Raw genomic sequence first — 12,738 nt, 5'->3', positions numbered from 1 at the left:
ACCTATATCAATCTAAAAAACTTATCTTAGGCAAATCATAGCATTTGATTGGCGAATATTTCGAGTATTCCTCAGAATTAAATATCAATAAATGCCAGCTTAGTAGGGTTTTCTCGGATAAAATTGAGTAGGGAGTTGCCCTTGGTAAGCAAAATAGCGGGTATCTTTATAGGGAAGCTTCATAAATCCTGACATTCCTAAGCCTTCTATTTTAGCAATATGGCTAATGAGTTGTTTAAGTAAATCGGCGAAATTTTGCTCTTGGCTGTGGTCAAGCAAACTATAATAGCTGTGAACCTTTAAGTGCTTAGGAAGCGCTTCAAATATGATACAACCGGTATGATGAATACGGTTAAGTTTATGAATCACGCTCATCATGGGCTCTGGCAACTTAAGCAATTCATCTGGATCGTCGCCATCTTCAAAATACGAATGCATGCGGCTTTCATCTTCACCCACTGACACTTTGCTCAAATCATAGGGAATAAGCATCTCTTTTTGAGGAATAAATGCATTTTTTTCGTGCTCGCGTTCTAAATGCAGTGTATTTTTTGCATTGAACATGCATGATTTAAACACACCAGTGCCTTTTATTGCACGTGCAAGAGTCACCATGTTGTCTACGCTGCGGTCAAAAGAAACCTGCATACTTGGGTCATAAAGCTTTAAAGATGAATCAACATATATTCCATCATCTTGCCAGCGAATCGCTAAGCCCCCTACTACAGGGTATTTTCCTAAACGGCTAACGGCAGAAATAAAACCTTTCTCAACCTCACCCATTCCGTGCAAATAGTTTTTATAATAACGTTCAAATTGCGCATCGTTTACATACTGTAAATTTGCGTTATCAAAGCCTTGTTGCTCGCGCAAAAAGGATTTTCTAGAACTGTATACCACCGTTTCAATATCTTTGGTTTCTTGGCTTATCCACGTAGGTAACAAGCATATACGCGCTTGTGGCTCTTTTTCTGATATTACAATGCGCTGCCAGAATTTGTAATTGGCTAGTAAATAATCTCCGGCTTGGCGACGCAAGGTATCGTCATTACTCATCATAGCTTCTAAACATTCGGCTAAAGCTTGTGGTAAGCCTAAACTGGTGGGTTTGATTACCTCTCTTCCAAAGCGAGATGATTGCCCCGAAGCTAGCGCATAAATAGTACTAGCGAGGCCTTGTTCGTCAAATCGAGGAGATGATAATTTACCGTTCATTTGGTCGTCCCCAATAAAATACACATCACCTAAACGAGCATTGGTTTCTTGCATGCTTGATGACATCATATCTAAAACGCCACTCCCCACGTGCTGCCCATGTTCATCTAACTGGGCAAATACAGATGAGCCCCAATCAATTAGCATGATGGTTTTACCATGTTCATCCCACACAATATTTGACGGTTTAAGATCACCGTGAACCACTGGTTTATTTTCGCCGGCTTGCTTATACGAACGTAGCATAATCACTAAATCACAAAGTTGGCTTAGTATCAGCATAATATCTTTTATAGCCAAGGGGCCGTATTGTAAAGAGTAGACTTCTAAATCAACTCCTGGTGCACGTTGCATGGCTAAAATACTTTGGCGTTTGATTTTTTGAAAAGCGATTACGTGGGGAATATGTGGATGTGCAAATAATCCTTGCATGTAGGCTTCTTCCTCAAGCCTATCTTGAATATGTTGCGGTAAAGTGATTTTTGAAAACTTAAATACGCGCTCGTCACCTGTTTTAGAGGAAGCAGCAAAGGCGAAACCAAACGCGCCCTTGCCAATTAGCTCTACATTGAAATACCCAAGTTTCTCTAATTGTGTTTCACACAATGAGAACCAATCTTTTAACTTTTTAGCGTCTTCATTTGATAACAAATAAATCGATTGGTCATCGGGAATATAAAAATGCTTTAAGCTGAGTTCACGCATGTTATATGGTTTATATTACTAAGGGGAAGGAACAACAATTTGCACATGAGATAGCGAATTATCATCAATTTGTATTTGCGAAGTAAGCGCTGAAAGAATTGGCTTCATACTTTCCTCAAACTGCCAAGGTGGATTAATAACAACCATACCAGAACCGTACATTCCAACTAGTTCACTTGGTTTTTGAACCGCAAACTGAATATCAATCATGCCTTGTTCTGCAAATTCAGATAAATTGCTAAGCATCTTTTCACTCAGGCTAGCCTTAGGATTATCTTCAATTTCTTTCGTATTTCGATTAATTCGCGTAGGTGATAATAGCGGGTACCAAATGGCAATTATGCCTTGAGGCCATTTTTGAATGAGGCTTTTAACCGACTCTTCTACTTGCTTATACTCTTGTGCTTGTTCGTAAGCAGGGTCAATTAAAACCATCCCTCTATTTGGCTTAGGCGGCGTTAAGGCATTAAGTGTTTCAAAACCATCACGTTTGTGAATATGTAAAGATGTCCCTTTCGTCCAGTGTGATAGGTCTTCAAAGGCCTGAGGGTGCAACTCACTCATATGAAGGGTGTCTTGTTCACGCGCTTGCGCCTCTGCAATAAGCGGTGAACCCGGGTACATACCTTTATCTAAATACGATGACACTATATGTTGATATTGTTGAATAACAGCATTACCACCTGCCATTTTGGCACTTAGTTTAGCTGCAACCACTTCGTCTACATGCTGGCTATTGTGAGCAATGGCGTGTGTCAGCGTATAACACCCATTTCCAGCATGCGTATCTAGATAGAAATAAGGCTTAGCTTTAATTTGCAATTTTTCAATAAGCGCCAGTAAGCATAGATGTTTTAGCACATCGGCATGATTTCCTGCATGATAAGAGTGTTGGTAACTAAGCAAAGTTAAGCCTTAAAAATTATTGGATGTTTGAAAGAATGGGGAACATAGCAAATTCACTCTGTGTTGTATATTAAGCTCTTTCATATAAAAGACCACAACACAAAGTGAAAGCCAATTTTTTTAATTTAGCGCAAGTGAATCAGCATCTTTTCAGGGTGAGTTAAATAATCCATCCACAAATTATTGAATTTCACCATAGTTGCACCATCAATAACGCGGTGGTCACCTGACCAATTAAGCATCATCATATTTACCGCGGCTACCTCTCCATTATCCTTAAACCGAGGAAGCTTTTGCGTTTTACCTAGCGCAACAATCGCTACCTCGGGTTTATTGATAACAGGCGTGGCAGTAATACCGCCTAAGGCACCAATATTGGAAATACTGATTGTGCCAGCACTTAAATCTTTATTGCTTAGCTTGCCAACACGCGCAGCATCTATAAGCCTATTTAACTCAACGGCCACGTCAAATAAGCTTAAGTTTTGCACATTCTTAATATTTGGCACCATAAGCCCATTTTTACCGTCTACCGCCACACCTATATTATGTGATGATAAGTAAGTCAGTTCTGTGGCTTGACCATTCAAACGCGAATTTATAATGGGGTATTGTAAAAGCGCTAATGACAAGGACTTTATAAAAAACGGTAAAAAACTTAATTTAAGGCCCTGCTCTTCAAATTGCGGTTTGAGTGTTGAGCGAAGCGCAATCAAGTTGTCCATATTAAGCTCATCTGACACAGTGAAATGCGGAATAGTACTTACACTGGCTACCATTTGCTTCGCCATGGCAGCTCGAATTCCTTTAATTGCTTCAACTTTATCAATTTCGCCAAGCGCTAAAGTAGCTGCATTGTCGTTAAGGTCATCTTTTACCGCTTTACTGGGTGTTGAGCTATTACCCGATGTACTTGATTCATTAGCGGCCCACACATCTTGTTTGAGTACTCGGCCTTTTTTACCGCTAGCCTTTGTTGCACTTAATGCCACACCTAACTCTTTTGCTAAGCGCCTAACGGCCGGGCTAGCAATTGCTCTACCTACGTCAATCGGCGCTTCAAAATGCTCACCTTGTTTGTTATCAACACGCTTCACCGCTGCCGTATTTTGAGGCACCGATGCGTTGTGTGTAACATCGTTTTTAACACTCGTTTCTTTGTGGCTAGTACTTTGGGCCGTGCTTTCAATATCACTTTCACAAGTAATTTCACTAGCGCTTTGTTCAAGCACTAACTCTTGATCAAATAACGGGCTATGCACTTTCGCAATATCACCTTTTTCATAGTGTAAACGCAAAATTTTACCATTGTGCTTAGCTGGAATCTCTACCACCGCTTTGTCAGTCATGACTTCAACTACGGCTTGGTCTTCCTCAACCGTATCACCGGCTTTTACGTGCCACTGTACAATTTCACACTCTACAATCCCTTCGCCAATATCAGGCAACACAAATGACTCAGTTACCGTGTTATTTGCAGTTGGTTGCTCAGGCTGCTCAATAGATGATTGTTCAATGATTTGCTTGTCATCTTCTTCTATTAATGCAAATAAAGGAGCGTGTACTTTGGCAATATCCCCTTCTTTATAATACAGTTTAGCTACAATACCATTGTGCATAGCCGGAATTTCAACCGTGGCTTTGTCGGTGGTTACATCGGCAATCGCTTGATCTTCCACAATGACATCACCTTCTGCAACGTGCCATTTCAGCAGCTCACATTCAACAATACCTTCACCAATATCAGGTAGAATAAAATCTCTCATTATTTAACTCCTAATAGTCCATGGTTTGTTTAATGGCTTCGTATGTCTTTAGGTGATCTGGCATGTATTCTTTTTCATGCGCTAAGGGGTATGGTGTATCAAGGCCGCATACTCGCTTAATTGGCGCTTCTAAATACAAGAAGCATTCCTGTTGTACGCTAGCCGCTATTTCGCTAGCAAAACCACCCGTAAGAGGCGCTTCGTGGTTAATCAGCAAGCGGCCAGTCTTATAAACCGACTCAAACACACTGGCGGCATCCCAAGGCAAAATACTTTGTAAGTCAATAATCTCACATGAAATACCCTCTTCTTCTGCCATGGCAGCAGCTTGTTCAATTACCTCTACTTGTGCACCCCATGCTAATAAAGTGATATCGCTACCCTCTTTTACAATATCTGCCTTGCCTAAGGGCAATTGATAATCCTCTTCGGGCACTTCTCCAACTGAGGCGCGATAAATCTTTTTAGGCTCCATAAACAACACCGGATTGTCATCGCGAATGCTTGATAGCAACAAACCTTTTGCTTGCTTAGGGTTTCTAGGAATAACAATTTTTAAGCCCGGTACATGCGCAAAAAAAGCTTCTGGTGATTGCGAATGGTAATGCCCTCCCGCAATACCGCCACCGTAAGGCGTACGTATAGTTAAAGAACCACATGTAAACTGGCCACCACTGCGATATCGGAATTTTGCGGTTTCATTTACAATTTGGTCAAACGCTGGAAAAATATAATCACCAAATTGAATCTCTGCCACCGGAATTGAACCTTGCGCTGCTAAACCATTAGCAAAGCCAATTATGCCTTGTTCGGTTAGCGGTGTATTGAAACAACGCCCTTTACCAAATTTTTCTTGAAGATTAGACGTTGCCCTAAACACGCCGCCAAAATGGCCAACATCTTCGCCAAATACCATAACGCGCTCATCGTCATTCATTGCGGTAATAAGGGCATTGTTAACCGCTTGGAGTAAATTCATTTTAGCCATGCTTATTTGCTCCCTGCAGTTTTAGGATAGTGGCTTGGATATTTAGCAACATGTGCTTCAAGTTCTTTAAGTTGTTTCTGTAGATGCCAAGGCGGTGTGTCGTATACATCTTCTACAATATCTTGTAATGGGTTTATAGGTGCTTGCTCAGCTTGTTTGAGGGCGGCTAAAATTTCGTCGCGCGTTTGGTTTTTATAGTCAGTAATATCACTTTCGCTATACCAACCCTTTGCTTGCATCCATTTGGCAAAACGTAATATTGGATCTTTTAATTGCCACTTAGCTTCTTCATCTTTACTGCGGTAGCCTGATGGATCATCAGATGTAGAGTGAGCAGCTAAACGGTAGGTCATAGCTTCAACCAGTACTGGGCAGTTTTCAGCTAATGCAATTTCTCGAGCTTGTTGAGTGGCTTGGTAAACAGCTAGTACGTCATTGCCATCAACTCGGATAGTTCTAACACCATAGCCCACGCCTCTTGAAGCTATGCCATCACCCGCGAATTGCTCTTCTGCTGGAGTAGAAATAGCGTAACCATTGTTGCGACAAAAGAATATAACAGGGCAATTCAGAACAGCCGCCATATTAAGGCCAGCGTGAAAATCGCCTTCTGATGCTGCACCTTCACCGAAATAGCAAATAGTTAAGGCCGGCTCTCCCGCCATTTTTTGACCATAAGCATAGCCCGCGGCTTGCGGAATTTGTGTCCCTAGCGGTGACGATATAGTCATAAAATTAAGTTTCTTATCACCGTAGTGAATAGGCATTTGCCTACCTTTGTTTGGGTCAAGGCGATTACTAAACATTTGATTCATGAACTGCGCAGTTGTGTAGCCTCGGTAAACCAAAGCCCCCTGTTCGCGGTACTGCGACATAATCATGTCGTTACTTGATAATGCCGCGGCTGATGCAACTGTTGCCGCCTCTTCCCCGCGGCTACCTAGGTAAAAACTAATTCGTCCTTGGCGCTGCGAGCCTATCATTCGGTCATCTAGCAAACGCGTATACTCCATGCTTCGAAGAATTTTATTCGCTTGCGCTTCGTCTATGTTTACACTTTCAGCGCTTTTATGAGCTTCGCCGTTTTCAGCTAATAATTGCAGCATGGGAATGGCTAAAGAGTCTTTATGTATAACAGCAACTTCGTGGGTTAATTTAACGCCCAGTAAGTGGTTTCTATCCTGAACAGCTTCATTCGTCGACATTGCTTCATCCTTCAAACACGTAAGTGGAGATTATTTGTTCATGCTAGCTAAATTTTTAGATCTTAACGTTGCTATTTGTAAACCCTTTGTAAACATAAAAAGTATAAATATCCTAAAATCGCTGTGCGAAAAGAATGATTATCCCGCGGCGAATATTTGCGCATTTTTTTAACTAATCGAAAACTAAAAATTTGACGTAATATGTTTATTAAACTTCGCTTGAATATAAGTATGATTCGGTATGGTCTTTGCTTAGCAGTTAAAGAAAATAATCAAATTCTAAGCGAGGGACATTTGCAGCCCCACTGGAGAAATGAATGAAATTACAATTAACAGCGTTGGCCTCGGCTCTGGTTTTAGCGGGAATACCTTCGCTGCTATATTCTCAGGAGGCTGCGCAGCATATAGCCCAGCTTGAGCAAAAAACAAAAATACTTAGGTCAAGCCCGAACCGAGATAAACGCCCTCACTCACACATTCGAAAATTTACGTTTGAACCTGAGCTTAAAGCTGGCATCTACACTTATATTGTAGAACTAAATGAAAAATCCATAGGTCAATACGACAATGCACCTAAAATGTTGGCCCATACAAAAATAAGAAACAAAGCGGCATCAAAGGTAAATAGTAATTACACCCAAGCAATGAGCAAAATAAAGCGTCAACAAACACGTTTTTTAAATTTTGCCAAAACCAAAGCGCCTAAATTAGCCCTGCAAACTACCTATTCTCATGCACTTAATGGCATGGCTATTCGCCTAACACAAGCACAAGCCATGGAACTTGCTGAGCATAACGAAGTAGTTAGCGTTACGCGTGAGAAAATATACCATCCTGATACCGATAGAGGTCCTAGCTTAATAGGTGCTCCCATGGTTTGGGATGGCTCAGCTTTAGCTACAGTCGCTCCTACACAAGGTGAAGGTGTGGTAGTGGGTATTATTGATTCAGGAATAAATAGCGATCATCCGTCTTTTGCAGAGGTATCAGGGGATGCCTTCGTACATACCAACCCGCTAGGAGATGGCGTTTATTTAGGGGATTGCGCTGTTGAGTTTCCAGAGCTGTGCAACAATAAGTTAATTGGTATTTATAGTTACAGTACCATTACCAACGACTATAGTGATACCACTGTGTTTCCCCCCAGCCTACCTGAGAATGGCGAAGATTATGGCGGCCATGGTTCACACGTAGCGGCAACTGCTGCCGGCAATATATTGTATGATGTTGACGAAGTATTGCCAGAAAACGGTGAAGAAGAAAGTTCTGGCGTGCCTACCGGCTTTACGTTTTCACAGTTATCTGGCGTAGCGCCTAGAGCCAATATTATTTCTTACCAAATATGTTACGGTGGCTCTGTTGATGCCGGTGACACCTATGGAGACTGCCCTGGTGCAGCCATTATTCAGGGTATTGAATCAGCCATTTTAGATGGTGTCGATGTAATTAATTATTCAATAAGTGGCGGCGGTGACCCATGGGACAGCAACACTGAACGTGCATTTTTAAGAGCCCGGAATGCCGGTATATTTGTTGCCACATCAGCGGGTAACAGTGGTCCAAACCCTTCTACAACAGTTAAAAATGCGCCTTGGTATACAAGTGTTGCGGCTAGTGAACATGGCCGCCAAAATGTCTACGCCAAAGAACTTACTAATTTTAGCGGTGGTACAAGTAGTTTAGGTGACATTTCAGGGCAAAGTAATACAGGCTCTATTAGTGGCGCAATAGTATATGCCGGTGATTATACTAATCCAAATGACCCCGGCGGTGACCCCGCACAATGTTTAGAGCCCTTCCCAAGCAATACATTCAGTGGTGAAATAGTATTGTGCGACAGAGGAGAAATTGCACGTGTAGAGAAAGCTGAAAATGTACAAGCCGGTGGTGCTAATGGTTACATATTAGCTAACGTACAAGGCGGCGATACTTTTTTAGCGAACGATCAATACGTGGTGCCGGGAATTCATATTAACGCTAATGATGGTGATGCACTGCGCGCTTGGTTACAAACAGGAACCAGTCATAGCGGTACAATTACCGCCGGCGTGGGAAGTCAATTTATAGATACCTCTCGTGAAGATGTACTTGCTAGTTTTTCATCTAGAGGCCCAAACGCCACCAACAGCACGCTAGCACCTAGTTTATCAGCGCCGGGAGTAGATATTTATGCTGCGTATTCTGATCAACAATTCGGCCACGACGGTGACACGGGCCCTGCGGCTTCTGATTTTAACTACTTATCAGGAACCTCTATGGCTAGCCCCCACGTAGCTGGAGCTGCCGCTTTAGTTAAATCGGCACATCCTTCGTGGACACCTGATCAAATACGCTCTGCCTTATCACTTACCACCACTTCAAGCGTGCTAAAAGAAGATGCAAGCACCGATGCAGATTTTTTTGATATGGGTGCAGGTCGAATTCAAGTAGATAAAGCCATTGCAAGTGGTTTGATTATGGATGAAACCGCGGCTAACTACGCTAATGCAGACCCAGATTTAAGCGGTGACCCTAGAAGCTTAAACTTACCGTCTATAACCGACAGCGAATGCAAAGGTACCTGCACTTGGTCACGCACGTTCACAGCCACTACTAACGCAACTTGGGACATAAGTACTACTCCTATTACAGACGGCTTAACCGTAAGTGCTAGCCCAGCAAGTTTTACCCTTGTAGAGGGACAATCGCAAACCGTGCAGTTTGAAATATCAAGCGCACAAGTGTCAAAATCTGAGTATGCGTTTGCCGAAGCAGTGCTTACATCACCGGGCCTTCCTGACGCGCGCGTTCCTATTAGTATTTTAGCCACTATTGGTGATTTACCCCTTGAAGTAGATATCAATTCAAGCCGCAATATTGACTCACTCTTAATTAGTGATATTAACGTAATAGATATCGATTCATTTTACTTAAGTGCATACAAACCTGTTAAAGCCAGTGTTGAAAGTGGAACAATTATCGAAGATTCAGAAAATGACGAAATTACAGATGATATTAACGACGGTACTTTCATTAAGCAGCTTTCCGTAAGCGAGAATGCTAGGCGTATTGTGGCAGAAATAGTATCGTCAACAGCGCAAGACTTAGATTTATATTTAGCACTTGATGCAAACAATGATGGCGCAATAGCTAGCTCTGAAATTGTAGCTGAAAGTTTGTCGTCTGATAGCTTTGAAGAAGTAGCACTCAATTACCCGGTATCGGGTAACTACTTTATTATAGTACAAAGCTTCACCGGCACTAACACCCCTTCTGATGACTTCACATTGCAGTATGCGGTGGTAACAAACGAACTAGCGCTTAACGATGAATTAAGTGTTGAAGCACCAAGCGCTCTTCAAGAAACTGCGCCTATAGATATGCGCTTTATTCATAACCTTGATGGTGCACAAGCAGGTGATACTTTTTATGCTGCAGTAGATATGGGAACAAGTGAAGGTGGTGATGAACTTGGATTAATTGCCGTTGATATAATGCGCGGTGATGATGACGTTTCCATTACCGGCCAGCCCGCGCGGGTAGAAGCAGGTGATTTAGCCGCGTTAAGCGTAGAAGTTGCGGCTAACACCACAAATGAAACTCGTAATTATAGTGTAGTGTTACCCTTGCCGGTGGGAACAGAATTCGCCAGTTTCAGCACCGAATATAGTGGCTCGCTTGAGAACAATCAAATTACATGGCAAATTGATAAAGATGCTGGTAATAACAGCGTAAACACTTTAGGTTTCACTTTACGAATTTTAGAAGGCGTAGAGCCTGGCCCGATTAACGTTGTGGCGCAAAGCGTGTTGTCGAATCAGGACTTTTCTGAATTAGAATCATCATCAATATTTACTGACGTGCAAATTGAAGGCGCACCGGAAATATCATTTAACGGCCAAACTAATGCGCAATTGATTGTGCGTGAAGGCGCTACGCTAACAATACCCATTACTATTTACGAACCTAATTCTGACGCCGTAAATGTTGTATGGACGCAAACGCAAGGTCCAAGCACATCAATAGACGAAACTGCTGGCGTATACTCTTTGCAAGGGCCAAGTATAGAAGAAGACACTACGCTAATGTTTGATGTGAGTGTATCTGATGGAAATAATAATACAGCAATGGCATCAATAGAAGTTGATGTTAGAAATAATAATGCTCCAGTAATTAGCAGTGTAAATATTCCCGAAACCGCTAATGGAGGTCAAAATATTAGCATTAGTATTAACGCAAGTGACGCTGATAATGACAGCTTAAGCTATGCCATAAATGGCAGCGAAATATCGGGTAATACTTCCACCCAAATAGCCCCCTCAACCGGAACAAGCGTATCATATACAGTCAGCGTAAGTGATGGTATTGACAGCACTGAACAAACGGTAACGGTAAGTTTGAGTCAAAGTACGAGCACGAGTAACGATTCAGGTGGCGGCGGCAGTATGCCTTTATGGATACTCAGCTTAGCGGCTATTGCTTGGTATAGACGAACTAAGAATTAAGGACTATTCGCCAACAACGGGTTAGGCGTAACCAATAGCAAGGCATACCAAAGGCCGCTTGCACTGTGTGTTTGCGGCCTTTTTCATGGCGCTAATAAACTTGTGAGCCAATACGCTTTTGTAAGTAAGCTACCCGCCAATACATAAGTACAGCAGCCACTGACAAGCCTACAATAAACCCTATCCAAAATCCGGCAGCAGCCATTCTTGGAACAATTAAGTCGCTTAAACCTAATACAACACCTGTAGGAAAGCCTATTAGCCAATAAGCAATAAAGCTAATAATAAGCATAGCCCTAGTGTCTTTATAACCTCGCAAAGCACTGGCTGAAACTACCTGGATTGCATCGGAAAATTGAAAAATAGCCGCCAATAATAGTAGGCTTGCAGCGGCGCTTATTACCGCTGTTTCGGTACTGTACAAACTCGCAATTTCAAGGTTAAAAACCACTATTGTTGAAGCAGTAACAAACACCGTACAAACAGCCATTAATACTGCCGCCCAATACGATGTTTTAGCATGCTGCGCTCGCCCTTCTCCCACTAAATAACCTATTCTTATAGCCAAAGCTAGGCCTATGCTAAGGGGTATCATAAAAATAAGTGAAGTCACATTTAAAGTGATTTGATGGGCCGCCACCGTAAGCGCGCCAAACGGTGCCAACATAACCGCCACCACGGCAAATAAGGTCACTTCAAAAATAAGTGTAAATGCAATGGGCACACCCAAACGCAAATGGGCTTTTATATCGCTTAAATTTACCGGAAAAATTTCACTGTACAAGGCATAAGGCTTAAGCTTTTTAGCTACGGCAGTATATGCAAATGTAGCAATAGCCATGGTATAAAAAACCAGCATGGTCGCCAAACCGCAGCCCGCTCCTCCTAACTCAGGCATACCATACAAACCATTTATAAACACATAGTTTGCGGGAATATTAACGAGTAAGCCGGTTACCATAATAACCATAGTGGGGCGTGTTAATGACAAGCCCTCACAGTAATTACGCAAGGTTTGATATATCGCAAATGCGGGTGCTGCATAAAATACAAACTGCAAATAGTCTATGGCTTTACTTGCTACTTCCTTAGGCATATCAATAAGCATGACAACATGAGGCAAATAAAATGATAGGCCTAAAGCCACAAGTGAAATAGCCAATGACAAATACAGCATCTGCACAACTTGATTAGCCACTTTATGAGGTTCTTTTGCACCATCAAAACGCGCTATAACTGGTGACAATGCTAAACAAACGCCCTGCATAAATATGAGCATAGGTAGGCTTATACCAAAACCAATGGCCACAGCTGCCATGTCAGTCGAACTATAACGACCCGCCATTATTGTGTCAGATACGCCCATAAGGGTTTGTGTAATTTGAGCAATGAGTAAAGGCCAAGCTAAACTGGCTAATACTTTTAACTCGCTAAAAAAATTAACGCGCTTTGAAAGCTTTTCCATACAA

Annotated in this window: 7 protein-coding genes; 1 reads left to right on the top strand and 6 read right to left on the bottom strand. The window is 42.1% G+C overall.

The genetic code is table 11. From position 1 onward, the window contains the following. Positions 1–99: 99 nt before the first annotated feature. The 5 genes from ACOI22_RS02025 to ACOI22_RS02005 all read right to left on the bottom strand — a co-directional run bounded on the left by ACOI22_RS02025 (position 100) and on the right by ACOI22_RS02005 (position 6,785). Positions 100–1,920, bottom strand: coding sequence for a protein kinase domain-containing protein (locus ACOI22_RS02025; protein ID WP_420669692.1), 1,821 nt, complete (start codon positions 1,918–1,920; stop codon positions 100–102). Positions 1,921–1,938: 18 nt separating this feature from the next. Further along, positions 1,939–2,826 (bottom strand): 23S rRNA (adenine(2030)-N(6))-methyltransferase RlmJ, encoded by an 888-nt coding sequence (locus tag ACOI22_RS02020; RefSeq protein ID WP_420669690.1) that lies wholly within the window; start codon positions 2,824–2,826, stop codon positions 1,939–1,941. Between the two features lie 125 nt (positions 2,827–2,951). Next, positions 2,952–4,592 carry a dihydrolipoyllysine-residue acetyltransferase gene (locus tag ACOI22_RS02015; protein WP_420669688.1) on the bottom strand — a complete coding sequence of 547 codons (1,641 nt, stop codon included), beginning with the start codon at positions 4,590–4,592 and terminating at the stop codon, positions 2,952–2,954. A gap of 10 nt (positions 4,593–4,602) precedes the next feature. Then, positions 4,603–5,580: an alpha-ketoacid dehydrogenase subunit beta gene (locus tag ACOI22_RS02010; RefSeq protein WP_420669686.1), complete on the bottom strand. Its 978-nt coding sequence runs from the start codon at positions 5,578–5,580 to the stop codon at positions 4,603–4,605. A 2-nt stretch (positions 5,581–5,582) separates the two neighbouring features. Then, positions 5,583–6,785 (bottom strand): thiamine pyrophosphate-dependent dehydrogenase E1 component subunit alpha, encoded by a 1,203-nt coding sequence (locus tag ACOI22_RS02005; protein ID WP_420669684.1) that lies wholly within the window; start codon positions 6,783–6,785, stop codon positions 5,583–5,585. A gap of 317 nt (positions 6,786–7,102) precedes the next feature. Between ACOI22_RS02005 and ACOI22_RS02000 the strand changes: the two genes are divergently transcribed. Next, on the top strand, positions 7,103–11,269 hold the full coding sequence (locus tag ACOI22_RS02000) for a S8 family serine peptidase (RefSeq protein WP_420669682.1): 4,167 nt from the start codon (positions 7,103–7,105) through the stop codon (positions 11,267–11,269). Between the two features lie 91 nt (positions 11,270–11,360). Here the strand turns inward: ACOI22_RS02000 and ACOI22_RS01995 are convergent, their stop codons facing one another. Beyond that, positions 11,361–12,734 (bottom strand): MATE family efflux transporter, encoded by a 1,374-nt coding sequence (locus ACOI22_RS01995; RefSeq protein ID WP_420669680.1) that lies wholly within the window; start codon positions 12,732–12,734, stop codon positions 11,361–11,363. Positions 12,735–12,738 lie beyond the last annotated feature (4 nt).

This window comes from Glaciecola sp. 2405UD65-10 (assembly GCF_048820975.1).
Taxonomy (GTDB): domain Bacteria; phylum Pseudomonadota; class Gammaproteobacteria; order Enterobacterales; family Alteromonadaceae; genus Glaciecola.
This window is presented reverse-complemented; position numbering and strand designations above follow the sequence as displayed.

What these genes read in the sequence shown, in the direction of transcription:
- ACOI22_RS02025 (WP_420669692.1), bottom strand. Translation starts at nt 1,920, where the DNA reads ATGCGTGAACTCAGCTTAAAGCATTTTTATATTCCCGATGACCAATCG.
- ACOI22_RS02015 (WP_420669688.1), bottom strand. Translation starts at nt 4,592, where the DNA reads ATGAGAGATTTTATTCTACCTGATATTGGTGAAGGTATTGTTGAATGT.
- ACOI22_RS02010 (WP_420669686.1), bottom strand. Translation starts at nt 5,580, where the DNA reads ATGGCTAAAATGAATTTACTCCAAGCGGTTAACAATGCCCTTATTACC.
- ACOI22_RS02005 (WP_420669684.1), bottom strand. Translation starts at nt 6,785, where the DNA reads ATGTCGACGAATGAAGCTGTTCAGGATAGAAACCACTTACTGGGCGTT.
- ACOI22_RS02000 (WP_420669682.1), top strand. Translation starts at nt 7,103, where the DNA reads ATGAAATTACAATTAACAGCGTTGGCCTCGGCTCTGGTTTTAGCGGGA.
- ACOI22_RS01995 (WP_420669680.1), bottom strand. Translation starts at nt 12,734, where the DNA reads ATGGAAAAGCTTTCAAAGCGCGTTAATTTTTTTAGCGAGTTAAAAGTA.